This is a genomic window from Streptomyces sp. NPDC006332 (genome assembly GCF_040612855.1).
Taxonomy (GTDB): domain Bacteria; phylum Actinomycetota; class Actinomycetes; order Streptomycetales; family Streptomycetaceae; genus Streptomyces.
In genome coordinates this window covers 1-14,957 of sequence record NZ_JBEXRA010000001.1, presented here as the reverse complement: position 1 = coordinate 14,957, position 14,957 = coordinate 1, and the positions used below count along the sequence as shown (strand labels likewise).

At 69.9% G+C, this 14,957-nt stretch carries 14 protein-coding genes; 7 read left to right on the top strand and 7 right to left on the bottom strand.

The features are described from left to right. The first annotated feature begins 58 nt into the window (after positions 1-58). Positions 59-610, top strand: a complete 552-nt coding sequence (locus ABZ027_RS00070; protein WP_356762646.1) for a DUF6082 family protein — start codon at positions 59-61, stop codon at positions 608-610. A gap of 152 nt (positions 611-762) precedes the next feature. After that, positions 763-999, top strand: a complete 237-nt coding sequence (locus tag ABZ027_RS00065) for a hypothetical protein (protein WP_356762644.1) — start codon at positions 763-765, stop codon at positions 997-999. 167 nt (positions 1,000-1,166) lie between these two features. Here the strand turns inward: ABZ027_RS00065 and ABZ027_RS00060 are convergent, their stop codons facing one another. After that, entirely contained in the window at positions 1,167-2,333 is a 1,167-nt protein-coding gene (locus ABZ027_RS00060; RefSeq protein WP_356762642.1) for a citrate synthase/methylcitrate synthase, read from the bottom strand. A 111-nt stretch (positions 2,334-2,444) separates the two neighbouring features. Between ABZ027_RS00060 and ABZ027_RS00055 the strand changes: the two genes are divergently transcribed. The 4 genes from ABZ027_RS00055 to ABZ027_RS00040 all read left to right on the top strand — a co-directional run bounded on the left by ABZ027_RS00055 (position 2,445) and on the right by ABZ027_RS00040 (position 7,207). After that, positions 2,445-3,701 carry a citrate synthase gene (locus tag ABZ027_RS00055; protein ID WP_356762640.1) on the top strand — a complete coding sequence of 419 codons (1,257 nt, stop codon included), beginning with the start codon at positions 2,445-2,447 and terminating at the stop codon, positions 3,699-3,701. Between the two features lie 53 nt (positions 3,702-3,754). Beyond that, positions 3,755-4,699, top strand: coding sequence for a sucrase ferredoxin (locus ABZ027_RS00050; protein WP_356762638.1), 945 nt, complete (start codon positions 3,755-3,757; stop codon positions 4,697-4,699). A 154-nt stretch (positions 4,700-4,853) separates the two neighbouring features. After that, on the top strand, positions 4,854-6,527 hold the full coding sequence (locus tag ABZ027_RS00045) for a sensor histidine kinase (RefSeq protein WP_356762635.1): 1,674 nt from the start codon (positions 4,854-4,856) through the stop codon (positions 6,525-6,527). Then, positions 6,527-7,207 carry a response regulator gene (locus ABZ027_RS00040; protein WP_356763411.1) on the top strand — a complete coding sequence of 227 codons (681 nt, stop codon included), beginning with the start codon at positions 6,527-6,529 and terminating at the stop codon, positions 7,205-7,207. The genes ABZ027_RS00045 and ABZ027_RS00040 overlap by 1 nt, the downstream gene beginning before the upstream one ends. Positions 7,208-7,259: 52 nt before the next feature. Here ABZ027_RS00040 and ABZ027_RS00035 read toward each other — a convergent pair whose 3' ends face one another. From ABZ027_RS00035 to ABZ027_RS00010, 6 genes are all read right to left on the bottom strand, one after another. Beyond that, the gene (locus ABZ027_RS00035; RefSeq protein ID WP_356762633.1) at positions 7,260-8,852 is read right to left on the bottom strand and encodes a cation acetate symporter; all 1,593 of its coding nucleotides are present in this window, start codon (positions 8,850-8,852) and stop codon (positions 7,260-7,262) included. After that, positions 8,849-9,409, bottom strand: coding sequence for a DUF485 domain-containing protein (locus ABZ027_RS00030; protein ID WP_356762631.1), 561 nt, complete (start codon positions 9,407-9,409; stop codon positions 8,849-8,851). Before ABZ027_RS00030 ends, ABZ027_RS00035 begins: the two co-directional genes overlap by 4 nt. A 69-nt stretch (positions 9,410-9,478) precedes the next feature. Beyond that, positions 9,479-10,159, bottom strand: a complete 681-nt coding sequence (locus ABZ027_RS00025; RefSeq protein WP_356762629.1) for a response regulator transcription factor — start codon at positions 10,157-10,159, stop codon at positions 9,479-9,481. Further along, positions 10,156-11,307: a histidine kinase gene (locus ABZ027_RS00020; protein ID WP_356762627.1), complete on the bottom strand. Its 1,152-nt coding sequence runs from the start codon at positions 11,305-11,307 to the stop codon at positions 10,156-10,158. Before ABZ027_RS00020 ends, ABZ027_RS00025 begins: the two co-directional genes overlap by 4 nt. Then, the gene (locus tag ABZ027_RS00015; protein ID WP_356762625.1) at positions 11,304-11,831 is read right to left on the bottom strand and encodes a DUF1453 domain-containing protein; all 528 of its coding nucleotides are present in this window, start codon (positions 11,829-11,831) and stop codon (positions 11,304-11,306) included. Before ABZ027_RS00015 ends, ABZ027_RS00020 begins: the two co-directional genes overlap by 4 nt. A gap of 166 nt (positions 11,832-11,997) precedes the next feature. Next, positions 11,998-14,121 carry a DNA topoisomerase IV subunit B gene (locus ABZ027_RS00010; RefSeq protein WP_356762623.1) on the bottom strand — a complete coding sequence of 708 codons (2,124 nt, stop codon included), beginning with the start codon at positions 14,119-14,121 and terminating at the stop codon, positions 11,998-12,000. 442 nt (positions 14,122-14,563) lie between these two features. On the opposite strand from ABZ027_RS00010, the gene ABZ027_RS00005 reads away from it, so the two are divergent. Further along, positions 14,564-14,794, top strand: a complete 231-nt coding sequence (locus ABZ027_RS00005; protein WP_356762621.1) for a hypothetical protein — start codon at positions 14,564-14,566, stop codon at positions 14,792-14,794. Positions 14,795-14,957 lie beyond the last annotated feature (163 nt).

The window sequence follows — 14,957 nt, the reverse complement described above, 5'->3', positions numbered from 1 at the left end:
CCTTCAGTCGACCCGCACCCCGACGACCGGCGGACCGCCGCCTGATTCGGGGGTTGACATGGCCACACAGAAGTCCTCTGCGGGAAGGTTGGGTTCCGCCGCGCTCACTCTCCTGGCTGCCACCGCCACGGCGACGGTGGCGGTGCGTCAGTGGCGGCTGGAGAAGGCGCGTCTGCATGACAGGCAGTTGGAACTCGACGAGCTGGCGATTCGGCGCAAGGCGCTGGCCCATCAGCAGCGCATGCAGTGGGAGTTGCTGGTCAGGGCGCTGGACGACCCCTCCCTCGCGGAAGTGATCGACACGTACGACAAGAGCATCCCGGCGGAGAGGCGCCGCCAGTTCTTCTACGCCAACGCCTGGTATGTCCACCTCTACCACCTGCACCGGGCGGGAAGCCTGGACCGGGAGGAGCTCTACCGCCATCTGCGGGAGTTCTTCCAGAGTCCGGTGTTCCGCGAGTACTGGGAGGCGTCGAGGCACATGCGGGCCACCCTGAACGAGTCGTCCGTGGAAGCCCGGTTGGGACACATGGTCGACGGACTCGTCAGGGACCTCGACGAAGCCGACACCGACGAGTGGTGGGTCGTCGGCGACCCACCGACCGACTGACCTGACGTCCGGCCCGTCCAGCCGGTCAACACAAAAACGGCACAGACACGCCTGAGTGACTTTTGGCCATCCAGCCACAAGGGCCTCACCAACACCGCTAGCGTGCTCACCACCACTATGCCCAGGCTTTCTGTTCGTAAGGACCGGTACCTTTGAAGATCGTGCGCCGCATCGGTGTGCCCCCGAGCGCCCGAGGCAGTAACTCGGGAGCCACCTGCCCGGACGTGTTCGAGCTGAGCGACGGCAACTTCGCCGTCATCGGCACCGAGGCCACCGAGGCGCTTGAGCGCGAACTCCCCGCCGACGCCGCCCGCGCCGACTACGAGCGCATCGTCATCGTCAGCCGGGAGACCCTGATTCGCGCCAAGGCGGACATCCCCGACGCCTGACCCCCACGAGCACGTGTCCACCCCAGACCCGTCCCGTAGACCCGTCCCGGACGCACAGAACCGCTGAGCGCCCCGGGCACCCACCCGGCGAGCAGCCCGTCACCCCGTCCCTGCTCGATCACCACCGATGAGGCCTGGCGCCCGAACGGCACCAGGCCACACGCGTGTCAGGCGGCCCCCGGCACCTCGACCGGTGCCCCCGGCCCCACGTACCGCGCCACCGGCCTGATGATCTTCGAGTCGGCCGCCTGTTCCAGGATGTTGGCGCTCCAGCCCACCACACGTCCCGCCGCGAAGGTGGGCGTGAACATCTCGCGCGGCAGACCGCACAGCTCCATGACCACGCCGGCGTAGAACTCGACGTTGGTGTGGAGCTCCCGGCCGGGCTTCAGTTCGGCGAGGATCCGTTCGACGTGCCGTTCGACCTCGACGGCGAAGTCGACTCGTGGACCGCCGAAACGCAGGGCGATCTCACGGAGCATCTGAGAACGAGGGTCCTGCGTGCGGTAGATGGCGTGACCGAAGCCCATGATCCGTTCGCCGGCCAGGACACGCTCGCGGATCCAGGAGTCAATGCGGTCCGGCGTACCGATCGCGTCGAGCGTGTCCAGCGCACGACTGGGGGCACCACCGTGCAGCGGACCGGACAACGCCCCCACCGCTCCCACGAGGCACGCCGACACGTCCGCCCCCGTGGACGCGATGACCCGAGCCGTGAACGTTGATGCATTGAATCCGTGGTCAATGGTCGAGATCAAGTACTGCTCGATCGCTCGGGCCCGCTGCGGCCTAGGCTCCGAACCCGTCACCATGTAGAGGTAGTTGGCCGCGTACGAGAGGTCCTCGCGGGGCTGCACGGGGTCGAGCCCCTGGCCCAGTCGGTGCAGTGCGGCAAGCAGCGTCGGTACGGCCGCGGTCGCGACGAGGGTGTCCTCGCGGCGCTGGTCCGCGTCGAGGTCGTACACCGGGCGAAAGCCCTTCGCGGCGCCCAGCAGCGACAACGCGGCCCGCATCCCGGCCAGCGGTCCGGCATCCCCGCCCGTCGCGGCGACGGCGGGCAGCGCGGCCCAGACCTCGGGGGGCAGCCGGCGCAGCTCGGCGGTCTCGACGGCGAAGGCCGCGGAGCGAGCGGGGTCCGGCAGCTCACCGTGGACCAGGAGATGCCATACGTCCTCGAACCCACGGGCCCGCGCGAGTTCGACCGCGGAGTACTGGCGGTAGTGATAGAAGCCCTCGGCTCCCCGGACGTCCCCGATCTCGGTGTCGGTGACGACGACTCCCGCGAGCCCGCGAGGTACCTCGACGAGAGCGGCTGCCGACCTGTTGACGGACATGATTCCTCCCTGGACTTGCTGCAACTGTCCACGGTTGACTAAATCCATGTCAACATTGATTGAATCAATACACGTGATCAATAGAACTGTCTGCGGATACGGTGATGTCTTATGCGCGATCACGAACCCCACCCCGGCCCGGCCGGACAACGGCTGAGCACCAAAGAGACCGCCGAGCTGCTGGGCGTGAAGCCCGAGACCGTGTACGCGTACGTGAGCCGTGGGCAGCTCAGCAGCAGGCGGGCGCCCGGCGGCCGGGGCAGCACCTTCGACGCCGAGGAGGTGGAGGGGCTCGCCCGGCGCAACCGACGGGAGAGCAGCGCCACTTCCGGCACCGGGGGCGAGCTGTCCGTACGCACCCGCATCACGCTCATCGACACCGACCGCTACTACTTCCGCGGCGTGGACGCGACCGAACTGGCCGCGCGCCACTCCTACGAAGAGGTGGCCGAGTGGCTGTGGACCGGGCAGCTGCGCCCCGGTACCACCTTCACGGCGCCTGAGGCCGCCGTCACGGCCGCCCGTCGCGCCGTCGACGCGCTGCCCCGACACACCGCGCCGACCGACCGGTTGCGGGTCGCTGCCATCGCCGCCGCGGCCGCGGACCCGCTGCGCTTCGACCTCTCGGAAGAAGCCGTGCTCGGTACGGCGCGCAGCCTGATCCCGACCCTGGTCGCCGCCCTGCCCCCCGCCCGGCACGATCATCGGGACGACGGCCCGCTGGCTCACCGGCTGTGGGCCCGCCTCAGCAACCGGACGGCCGACGAGGCATCCCTGCGTGCGCTGGACACGGCACTCGCCCTGCTCATCGACCACGACCTCGCCGCCTCCACCCTCGCGGTACGCGTCGCCGCGTCGGCCCGCGCGCACGCCTACGCCGCCGTCTCCGCCGGGCTCGGCGTGATCGAAGGGCCGCTGCACGGCGCGGCCGGCGGGCTCGCCCACAAGCTGCTGCTCGAGGTGATCGACCAGGGCGACGCGGCTCCCGTGATCGCGGACGAGCTGCGGGCCGGCCGGCGCATTCCCGGGCTCGGCCATCGCCTCTACCCCGGCGAGGACCCGCGCGCGCGTGCCCTCTTCGACCTCCTGGAGGACATCCCCGTGGCCGCACCGGCCCTGGCCGCGGCCCGCGACATCGTGGCCACCACCGCTCGTCACGCTCCGCTGCACGCCAACGTCGACCTGGCCCTGGGCGTGCTCACCGCCTCCTCCGGCATGCCCGCCACTGCAAGCGAGACGATCTTCGCGGTGGCCCGCACGGCGGGCTGGATCGCGCACGCCCTGGAGGAGTACGGGGAACGTCCGCTGCGGATGCGCCCGAGCGGCCACTATGTGGGCCCACGCCCGCCGCAACCCCTGCCGGAGTAGGACACACGCCACCCGGCAGCCACTCCGCTCCAAGTCAGGTTAGGCTCACCTGTGTGAGTACGTGCTCAACCGTCTCCCGGATTCTCGACGAACCGATGTCCGGAACGGCGGCCACCGCGACGACCTGGCTGCTCCTGGAGCAGGCCGGCCCCTGGGGTGCCAAGGCGCTCACCTCGAGCCACCTGGACCCCGCGCTGGGCCGTGCCCTGGAGACGGCCGCGCAGGGCACCGGCGTACGCGTCGCGCTCATCCGCCGCCCCGGACGACACGCCGACAGCGGCCCGCCGACCGCACGCCAGGTGTACGCGGCCCACACCGTGCCCGGCGGGGTGTGGCTGCGCTCCGCGACCACCCACGACCCGCGTCGGCTGCTCGACATCGACTTCGCCGCGCTCGGCCGTGGGGAGCACCGCACCTTCGACTCCGCGCTCGACGGCCGGCCCCACACCGGCGATCCGCTCGCACTCGTGTGCACCAACGGCAAGCGTGACCGCTGCTGCGCCCTCCTCGGACGGCCTCTCGCGGCCGAGCTGGCGGCCTCCGGGGTCGAAGGTGTCTGGGAGGTCACCCACCTGGGCGGTCATCGGTTCTCCCCGACGCTGCTCGTGCTGCCGTACGGCTATGCCTACGGCAGGGCCGAGGCCCACGCCGTCAAGGAGGTCCTGCACAGTACGCGGGAGGGGCGGATCGTGGTGGAGGGCTGCCGGGGGAACTCGGCCTGGGAGCGTCCCGGTCAGGCGGCCGAACTGGCCGTGCGTACGGCCGTGGGCGAGTACGTGGCGCAGACTCTGGCCGTGATCCGCACGGAGGGGGCCGCACCCCGCTGGGAGGTGACCGTCGCACACACCGACGGACGCCGGTGGCGCGTCGTCGTGGCCCAGGGCGCGTCGCTGCCGGCCCGCCCGGAGAGCTGCGGAGCGTCGGTGCTGGGCGCACCCGCCCGGATGGACGTGGTGGAGGTCCGCGAGCTGACCACCACCAGGGCGCTCGCGAGCTGACCGGCGTCGGCGCTCCTGAGCGGCCGGCACCGGCACTCCTGAACGGGCCGTGCGGGCGCTCCCGAACGGGCGACTCGGGGCCCGAAACGAGTCACGTAGTAATCCACGCCACACCCCTACGGCAGCTCCGGCACCTCCACGTACCGTCATGGGTATGCGCCCCACTCCCCCCGCCCGCCGCCTGCGCCTCGGACTGCCGAGGCGCATGTTCTCGCAAGTACTGCTGATGCAGTTGGCGATCGCCGCGGGAGTGGCGGTGCTCGCGACCGGACTGTTCCTCGCGCCGCTCAGCGCTCAGCTGGACGACCAGGCGATGCGCCGCGCGCTCGCCATCGCGCAGACCACGGCCGCCGAACCGGGTATCGCCGACGAGGTCAGGACCACACCTCCGACGGCCGACGGGCCCGTCCAGAAGATCGCGGAACGGATCCGCAAGGCCACGAACGCCGAATACATCGTGGTGATGGACCGGCGGGGCGTGCGCTGGTCCCACCCGACTCCCTCAGAGATCGGCAGGACCGTCTCGACCGACCCCCACCTGGCGCTGGCCGGCAAGGAGGTCATGGAGATCGACAGCGGCACCCTGGGCCGCTCCGCGCGCGGCAAGGTGCCGCTGCGCGACAGCCACGGCGGCATCGTCGGCGCGGTCTCGGTGGGGATCGCGTACGACAGCGTGCGGGCCAGGCTCATCCACGCGATCCCAGGGCTCTTCGCGTACGCCGGAGGCGCCCTGGCCGTCGGCGCGCTGGCCGCCTGGCTCATCTCCCGCCGGGTCCAGCGACAGACCCGTGACCTCGCCTTCTCGGACATCTCGGGGCTGCTCGCGGAGCGCGAGGCGATGCTGCACGGCATCCGGGAGGGCGTCGTCGCCCTCGACCGCGCGGGCCGCGTCCGCCTGCTCAACGACGAGGCACAGCGGCTGCTGGGCATCGGGGACGAGTCCGTCGGCCGCTCCCCCGACGAAGCGCTCGGCGAGGGCCGTACGGCGGACGTCCTGGCGGGCCGGGTGTCGGGCACCGACCTGCTCACCGTCCGCGGTCAGCGGGTGCTGGTCGCCAACCGCATGCCCACCGATGACGGCGGCGCCGTGGCGACCCTGCGCGACCGCACCGAACTGGAGCAGCTCGGCCGGGAACTCGACTCCACGCGCGGCCTGATCGACGCGCTGCGCGCCCAGGACCACGAGCACGCCAACCGCATGCACACACTGCTCGGGCTGCTGGAACTGGAGATGTACGAGGACGCCGTGGAGTTCGTCGGTGAGGTCGTCGGCGACCACCGCGTCACCGCCGAACAGGTGACCGAGAAGATCCATGACCCGCTGCTCGCCGCGCTGTTGGTCGGCAAGGCGACCGTGGCGGCCGAGCGTGGAGTGGCCCTGTGGGTCACGGACCACACCCGGCTGCCGGACCGGCTGGTCGACCCTCGTGGGCTGGTCACGGTGGTGGGCAACCTGGTAGACAACGCGCTGGACGCCGTCGCGGGCACCCTGCACGCCCGCGTGGAGGTCGAGCTGCGGGCGGAGGGACGTACCGTCATCCTCCGGGTCCGTGACACGGGGCCCGGAATCCCCGAGGAACAGCGTGAGTTGATCTTCATGGACGGATGGTCCACGAAGACGCCTCCGGCCCATCGGAAGCGCGGAATCGGGCTGTCCCTGGTGCGCAGGCTCGCCGAACGGCAGGGTGGCAGCGCTACGGTCGGTGCGGCGGGCGACGGGGGCGCGGAGTTCACCGTCGTCCTGCCCGAGGCACTGGCCGTGCCGGACCGGGAACCGGCGCTCAGCACGCCGGCCGCACCGCAGTCCGCCCCCGAGGAGGAGTCGTGATGATCGAGGTCCTGGTGGTGGACGACGACACCCGGGTGGCGCGTGTCAACGCCGCCTACGTGGAGAAGGTCCCGGGCTTCCATGTGGCCGGTGTCGCGCACAACGCGGCCCAGGCGCTGAGCCGGCTGGAGGGGCCCGACCGTCTGGACCTGGTGCTGCTGGACCACTATCTGCCGGACCAGACGGGGCTGGAGGTCGTCCAGGAGATGCGTCGGCGCGGCCATCAGACCGACGTGATCATGGTCACTGCGGCCCGGGACGTGACGACCGTGCAGGCGGCCATGCGGCATGGTGCCCTGCAGTACCTGGTCAAGCCGTTCGCCTTCTCGGGGCTGCGCGCCAAACTGGAGGCCTACGCGCAGCTGCGGCGCACCCTGGACGGCGGCGGCGAGGCGGAACAGGCCGAGGTGGACCGCATCTTCGGCGCCCTGTCGACACCGTCCGAGCCCGGGCTGCCCAAAGGGCACTCTCCTACCACCGCGGAGCTCGTACGGCAGTCCCTGATGAACGCCGAGGGCCCCCTGTCGGCCCACGAGATCGCCGAGCGCACAGGGGTGAGCCGCCAGACCGCCCAGCGCTATCTGAAGCTGCTGGAGCGCACGGGGCGGGCCCGACTCACCCTCAAGTACGGCGACGCCGGCCGCCCGGAACACCGTTACGTATGGGCGACTCGTCCGTGAGGCGCGGCCTGGCCCGCCCCGCTTGGCTCCTACGGCGCTGAGGCGCGGTCTCCTACACGGCCCCCGCCCCCGTCAGCGAGCGCACCTCGGTCTCCGCGTGCTTGGCCTCGTCGGGCAGTTCCGCCGAGGTGACCGCGCCGAGCCAGCCGGCGAGGAAGCCCAACGGGATCGAGACGAGTCCGGGGTTCTGCAACGGGAAGTACTGGAAGTCGACGTCGGGGAAGAGCGACTCCGGGCTGCCCGACACCACCGGTGACAGCACCACGAGGGCCATCGCCGGAATCAGGCCGCCGTAGACGGACCACACGGCACCACGGGTGGTGAAACCGCGCCAGAACAGTGAGTAGAGCAGCACCGGCAGGTTGGCGGACGCGGCCACCGCGAAGGCGAGGCCCACCAGGAACGCCACATTGAGATCCCGCGCCAACAGGCCGAGAGCGATCGCGACCACCCCGACACCGACCGCGGCGGTCCGTGCCACGGCCACCTCGCTGCGCGGCTTGGCCTGCGGACGACGCAGCGACGCGTACAGGTCGTGGGCCACGGACGCCGAAGAGGCCAGCGTGATCCCGGCGACCACCGCGAGGATCGTGGCGAACGCGATCGCGGCGACGATCGCGAAGAAGACCGTGCCACCCGTGGAGTCCGGCCCGCCGCCCAGATCAAGGGCGAGAAGCGGAACGGCCGTGTTCCCGGCCGCGTTCGATCCACGTACGGCGTCCGGTCCGACGATCGCCGCCGCGCCGAAACCGAGGACGATCGTCATCAGATAGAAGCCGCCGATGAGCCCGATCGACCAGACGACGGAACGCCGTGCGGCCCGTGCGGTGGGCACGGTGTAGAAGCGGGACAGGATGTGCGGCAGCCCGGCCGTGCCCAGCACCAACGCGAGACCCAGACTGATGAAGTCGAGGCGGGCCGTCCAGTCTCCGCCGTACCTCAGGCCGGGCGCCAGGAACGCCTTGCCATGACCACTGCGCTCCGCCGCTGTGAGCAGCAACTGGTCGAAGTCACCGCGGAACCTCACAAGGACGAGAACGGTCAGGGTGATGGTGCCGGCGAGCAGCAGCACCGCCTTGACGATCTGGATCCAAGTGGTGGCCCGCATCCCTCCGAACGACACGTAGATCACCATGAGCGCACCGACCCCGATGACCGTCCAGGCCTGTGCCGCTCCGCTGGTCCCGCCGAGCAGCAACGCGACCAGACTGCCCGCGCCCACCATCTGCGCCACCAGATACAGAACCGACACGGTGACCGAGGACGCCCCGGCCGCGATCCGGACGGGACGCTCGCTCATCCGGGACACGACCACGTCGGCGAGCGTGAACCGCCCGCAGTTTCGGACCAGTTCCGCGACCAGGAACAGCACCACGAGCCAGGCCACAAGGAATCCGACCGAGTACAGCAGCCCGTCGTACCCGAAGAGAGCGATCAGCCCGGAGATCCCGAGGAAGGACGCGGCCGACATGTAGTCGCCCGCGATGGCAAAACCATTCTCCATCGGGGAGAAGAGACGGCCGCCCGCGTAGAACTCCTCCGCCGAACCCTGCCGATGCCTGCTCACCCACGTCGTGATCCCCAGAGTGACCGCGACGAACGCGCTGAACAGCAGCAGGGCCAGCGTCTGATGGTCGACCGTCACGCTGAACCTCCCCGCAGACCGCGCGTCAGTTCCTGGGTGTCCCAGCGCAGTTCCAGCGCGGTCCGATCCCGGCGAAGCCTCGCGTGCCGGGCATACGCCCAGGTGAGCAGGAAGGTCGTGAGGAACTGTCCGAGCCCTGCCACCATCGCCACGTTCACGGCGCCCGCCACGGGCCGGGCCATCAGTCCCGGCGCGGTCGTGGCGGTCACCACGTAGGCCAGGTACCAGGCGAAGAACCCCGCCGCCGCCGGGACCACGAATTTCCGGTAGCGACTGCGCACCTCCTGGAAGGCCTCACTGCGCTGGACCTCCAAATACACGTCGGCCGCGGCGGCAACAGGGGCCTCGTACTCCCGGCGTCCGGACGAGTGGGCAGGCACAGGCACACCGGCGCCGCCCGACTCACCCCAGCCGGATGCGAGGGCGTCGTACCAGGGGTCGTCGTACCTCACGTCTCCGGCCGCATCCGTGGAAGCGAGATCATGGACGTCGTGGTGGTCGACCGAACTCTCGTCGCCCCTGCCGACTCCGCGGGGGCGACCGTTGCTTGACTGCATGCCCAAGGATGGACAGAAGGGATAGATCCCCGACTCTTCTTCTCCGCGCTCTTCACCCCATCAGGTGACTCACTTCGCGGGTGGCTTCGCCAGGCCCCTCGCGTATGCGTAACGCACGGCCTGCGCACGGTCCTTGAGTCCCGCCTTGGCGAAGAGATTGTTGATGTGGGTTTTCACGGTCGCCGTGGAGACATGCAGATTGTGGGCGATCTCCTGGTTGCTGAGGCCCTCGGCGATCAGCACCAGCACTTCCGTCTCACGCGTGGTGAGTCCGTCCGGCACCTCCGCGAACGTCGCGGGCTGCGGCTCAGGAGCCGACAGGCGTTCCAGCAGACGCCGTTGGATGCTCGGTGACAGGCCCGCGTCCCCGGACAGCACACTCCGTACGGCCCGCACGATCTCGTCACCCCCCGCGTCCTTGGTGAGATAGCCCCGCGCTCCCGCTCTCAGCGCGGGGAACAGCGACTCGTCGTCCGCATAGGTCGTGAGAACCACAACCTGTGTCCCTGGATGCTCCGCCCGGATGCGACGGGTCGCCTCCACCCCGTCGCAGCGGGGCATGCGCAGATCCATCAGCACCACGTCCGGGGCGAGTTCGTCGACGAGCTGCACCGCCTCGTTGCCGTCCCCGGCGGCTCCCACGACCTCGATGCCGGGAAGCAGCCCCAGCAGCATCACGATCCCCTCGCGGACCACGGTCTGGTCGTCCACGACCACCACCCGCGCCGGCCGCTGCCCATCCTCCGTCATACGGGCACCTTCAGCGACACCACGAACCCCTCCTCGTCCGGCCCGGCCTCCAGTGAACCGCCCAGCAGCTCAGCACGCTCCCGCATACCCAGAAGACCGTACCCGGCGCCCGCTCCGGCGAGGTCGCCCGGCGGCCCACCCGAGTCCCGTACGACCAGCGTCACTTGGTGCTCGCCGTACTCCAGCCACAGCCGTACCTTGGCCCCTGTGGCGTGCTTGCGGACGTTGGTCAGGGCTTCCTGGGCCACCCTGCGTACAGCCTGGGACGCCTCCGCCGGCAAGGGGCTGCGCTCACCCGTGATGGTGGCTTCCGCGTTGTCGGTCGTACTGACCAACTGGGCCAGGAAGTCCTCCAGCGGAGTCAGCTCGCCGCGCAGGGCCGACAGCGAGTGCCGGGTCTCGGCAAGGCCGTCTCGAGCCATTCCCCGCGCTGCCACCACTCGTTCGAGGATCTGCTCCCGGTCGGCCCCGCGCTCGATCAGCAGCCGAGCCGCCTCCAGGTGCACGAGCTGCGCCGAGAGGCTGTGCGCCAGCACGTCGTGGATATCCCGTGCGATGCGGGCTCGCTCCGCCAGCGCCGCCGAGTCCGCCTCGGCCGCCCGCGCCGCTCGCTCCTGGACGAGCAGCCGCTGGGCGTTGCCACGCGCCTCGGCGTCCAACCGCAGCACGTAACCCGCGAGGGCGAGTCCGCCCGTCGTCACCGCTGTGGTGAGCCAGGCGTCGTCATTGACCGCCGCGTACGACGCGAGGGCGACTGTCGCCACCGGCACGGCGGCCGCGATCGGCAGCCGCTCCAGAGCGGTGACCGCGCACCCGCACCAGATGACGAGGGCGGGGACCCTGAAGCCCACGGTCTGGGCGGCGACCGCGACTGTCAGCAGTGCTGTCATGAGTGCCAGCGAGGGCAGGAGCCGGTGGGTGAGGGTGGTGCGGTAGAGCGCCCAGGAGAAAAACGCGGCCAACAGGACGCCCGCTGCGGCTCCGATCGCACCCCAGCCCCGGACGTGACCGCCGGTGAAGACACCCCAGAGCAACATGCCGAGTACCAGGCCGCGCACGACCCAGCCGAGCAACCGACGGGCACCGGAGGATTCGGCGGGCCCGAGTGCTTCCCGGGAAGGCCAGCGTGTCCAGGCGTTCTCGGTCACACACGTTCCTTCCACGTGGGCCGGGACATGCTGTCACCGTACGCCGGCGGGCCCGCAGCGACAGCCGGGCGCAGGGACTGGGCTCGCAGGGCGAGGATCCCGGAGCGTACGAGGAGGGTGGCCGCCAGGGCGAGCAGCAGCGCGGACGAGTCCTGCTGCAGCCCCAACCCCGCGCCCAGCGCGTAGAGGCCGCCACGCAGTCCGATGCCGACGGCCCAGACTCCCCCGCTCGCTCTGGTGCTCCTGCTCCACACCGCCCCGTCCGGCTCCGCCCATATCCGGGTCGTCCAGGCCCAGGCGGCTCCGGTGGCGAGGCCGGTGAGCAGTTCGGCGGCGAGCAGGACGACCGACGCCGTCCGGTGATGGGCGTCGACCATGTGCGGCTCGCGGAGCGCCACCACGGCCAGGATCACGGGCACGAGCCACCACCGGTTGCCGGCGTCGATGCGGCTCGGACGGAACTGCCGGGACACCACCAGGACGACCACGGCCACGATCACCAGCGCGTTGACGAGCCCGGGCATCAGAGCCTCCGTAGCGAGGAAGGGATGCCGACAGCAAGCGCTGCCGACGCCTTCGACGCTACGGAAACTCGCAGGTCGGGACATCGGAGCCGGGGTGGATCACGGGTGGATCCCCAGTCCGGGGACCTCCACCCGTGGGTGGAGACCCCGGAACACCTTCCAGCGGCTACGCGTCGATACGCGACCGATCCAGCGTGGCCGCCGAGCCCGAGATGAACTCCTTGCGGGGTGCCACGTCGTTGCCCATCAGCAGATCGAAGACCTGCTCCGCGGCCTCCAGATCAGCGAGGTTGATCCGGCGCAGAGTGCGGTGACGCGGATCCATCGTCGTCTCGGCCAACTGGTCGGCATCCATCTCGCCGAGGCCCTTGTAGCGCTGGATGGAGTCCTTGTACCGGACCCCCTTGCTCTGGAACTCCAGGAGTTTGTCGCGCAGCTCACGGTCCGAGTACGTGTACACGTACTTGTCCTGGCCCTTCTTCGGCTGGACCAGCTCGATGCGGTGCAGCGGCGGCACCGCGGCGAACACCCGGCCCGCCTCGACCATGGGCCGCATGTAGCGCTGGAACAGCGTCAGGAGCAGGCATCGGATGTGCGAGCCGTCGACATCGGCGTCGGTCATCATGATGATCTTGCCGTAGCGAGCCGTGTCGATGTCGAAGGTGCGGCCCGAGCCGGCTCCTATGACCTGGATGATCGCGCCGCACTCGACGTTCTTCAGCATGTCGGTGACGGACGACTTCTGAACGTTGAGGATCTTGCCCCGAATCGGCAGCAGCGCCTGGAACTCGGAGTTCCTGGCGAGCTTCGCCGTGCCGAGCGCGGAGTCTCCCTCGACGATGAACAACTCGCTGCGGTCCACGTCGTCACTGCGGCAGTCCGCGAGCTTGGCGGGCAGTGACGAGGACTCCAGAGCCGTCTTACGGCGCTGGGCGTCCTTGTGCTGGCGGGCGGCGATGCGGGTCCGGGCCGCGGCGACCGCCTTCTCCATGACCACTCGGGCCTGGGCGGCGGCATCGCGCTTCGTGGACGTCAGGAACGCCTTGAGTTCCTTGGAGATCACGGTGTTCACGATGCGGCGGGCCGCGGACGTGCCGAGGACCTCCTTGGTCTGTCCCTCGAACTGCGGCTCGGCCAGGCGGACGGTGACGACCGCGGTGAGGCCCTCCAGGGCGTCGTCCTTGACGATGTCGTCCTCGGCGACGCGCAACAGCTTCTTGGCGCGCAACACCTCGTTCACCGTCTTCACGATCGCCTGCTCGAAGCCGGCGACATGGGTGCCGCCCTTGGGCGTGGCGATGATGTTGACGAACGACCTGAGGGTCGTGTCGTAGCCGGTACCCCAGCGCATCGCGACGTCCACACCGAGCTCACGGGTGACCTCGGTGGGTGTCATCTGGCCGTGGTCGTCGAGGACCGGGACGGTCTCCTTGAAGGTGCCCTGGCCGGAGAAGCGGAGGACGTCGCAGACCGGCTTGTCGGTCGCGAGGTACTCACAGAACTCGCTGATACCGCCGTCGAAGCGGAACGACTCCTCGCCCTTGCTTCCGCCCTCTCCGAGGCCGTACTCGTCGCGGACGACGATGGTCAGGCCCGGGACCAGGAACGCGGTCTGGCGGGCCCGCTGGTGCAGGTGCTCCAGGGAGAGCTTGGCGTCCTTCAGGAAGATCTGGCGGTCGGCCCAGTACCGGACGCGCGCGCCCGTGCGGGTCTTGGGAACCCTCTTGGTCTTGCGCAGGCCGCCCGTGGCCTCGAACTTGGCGTCGGGCCCCATCGCGGCGAACGCTCCAGGGACGCCGCGGCGGAAACTGATGGCGTGCGTGTGACCGCCGCGGTCCACTTCGACGTCCAGCCGCGCTGACAGGGCGTTCACCACGGAGGCACCCACGCCGTGCAGACCGCCGGAGGCCGCGTACGAGCCGCCGCCGAACTTGCCGCCGGCGTGCAGCTTGGTCATGACGACCTCGACGCCGGAGAGTCCGGTCTTGGGCTCGACGTCGACCGGGATGCCCCGGCCGTTGTCCCGGACCTCGACGGAGCCGTCGTCGTGGAGGATCACCTCGATGTGGTCGCAGTAACCGCCCAGGGCCTCATCGACGGAGTTGTCGATGATCTCCCACAGGCAGTGCATCAGGCCCCGGCTGTCCGTGGACCCGATGTACATGCCCGGGCGCTTGCGCACGGCTTCAAGCCCTTCAAGGACGAGCAGGTGCCGCGCGGTGTAGTTGGAACCGTCCCGGTCTGCTCCTGCCAGCAGCGCTGTGGACGGCACGGACGTCTCGGCGGTCACGCGGTTCGCTCCTCGCTGAATTTCAGGTGAGGCCCTTCTGGGTAAGGGCACGGCTTCGGTTGCCGCTCAGAGGGTACCGAGGCCTGGTAGAGCCGGTGTAACGCCACCCTCGTCCGGACCTCACACTAGTCCAGAGTCGCATACACGTTCGATCCCTCGATTGAGTGAAGTACACATCACGTTCCCTTCCAGGCATGAACCATTTAGGCTCCGGGCACGTCCTCATGAACAACCGGCAACCCAGCCGGCAGGACCGACCCCCGACCGACAGCGCGAACCCGTAAGACACAAAGACACGCAATACGGCACATTCGCCGCCAACCGGCAACAGACAGCCGCCCCGGAGAGATTTTTTCCAGGAAAAGCCACGAGCGGGAACGTTTTCGGGCTGGTTGGATGTTGACCCTGGTACGACAGCTCGTCGAGCTAGAGAAGAGGCGACGTGACTACTGTTCTGACCCCCGCGAGCCCACTGACGGCCGCCGATCGCTGCGACCGCTGCGGCGCCCAGGCATACCTGCGCGTCGTCCTGCTGAGCGGCGGAGAACTGCTCTTCTGCGCCCACCATGGCCGCAAGTTCGAGCCGGAACTCAAGAAGATCGCCGCTGAGATACAGGACGAGACTGAGCGCCTGACGGCCACTCCCGCAGCAGCCGCCGAAGAAGAGCGCTGACACTCGCGTTCCACGACGAGCCAGCACCGGCACAGGCCGGACGACGGGCGGGCGCCCCTGCTCCCAGGGCTTCCGCATCTGCGCGGCCGCCGCGCGGCGGACCTTCTCCCGGTTCGCCGTCAGCGCGTCGAGTTCGCTTCGGGACTTGGCGCTCACCGCCGCC

Bases quoted from the DNA above. Each gene is read 5' to 3' on its own strand.
- ABZ027_RS00070 (WP_356762646.1), top strand. From the start codon at position 59: ATGGCCACACAGAAGTCCTCTGCGGGAAGGTTGGGTTCCGCCGCGCTC.
- ABZ027_RS00060 (WP_356762642.1), bottom strand. From the start codon at position 2,333: ATGTCCGTCAACAGGTCGGCAGCCGCTCTCGTCGAGGTACCTCGCGGG.
- ABZ027_RS00055 (WP_356762640.1), top strand. From the start codon at position 2,445: ATGCGCGATCACGAACCCCACCCCGGCCCGGCCGGACAACGGCTGAGC.
- ABZ027_RS00045 (WP_356762635.1), top strand. From the start codon at position 4,854: ATGCGCCCCACTCCCCCCGCCCGCCGCCTGCGCCTCGGACTGCCGAGG.
- ABZ027_RS00040 (WP_356763411.1), top strand. From the start codon at position 6,527: ATGATCGAGGTCCTGGTGGTGGACGACGACACCCGGGTGGCGCGTGTC.
- ABZ027_RS00030 (WP_356762631.1), bottom strand. From the start codon at position 9,409: ATGCAGTCAAGCAACGGTCGCCCCCGCGGAGTCGGCAGGGGCGACGAG.
- ABZ027_RS00025 (WP_356762629.1), bottom strand. From the start codon at position 10,159: ATGACGGAGGATGGGCAGCGGCCGGCGCGGGTGGTGGTCGTGGACGAC.
- ABZ027_RS00015 (WP_356762625.1), bottom strand. From the start codon at position 11,831: ATGCCCGGGCTCGTCAACGCGCTGGTGATCGTGGCCGTGGTCGTCCTG.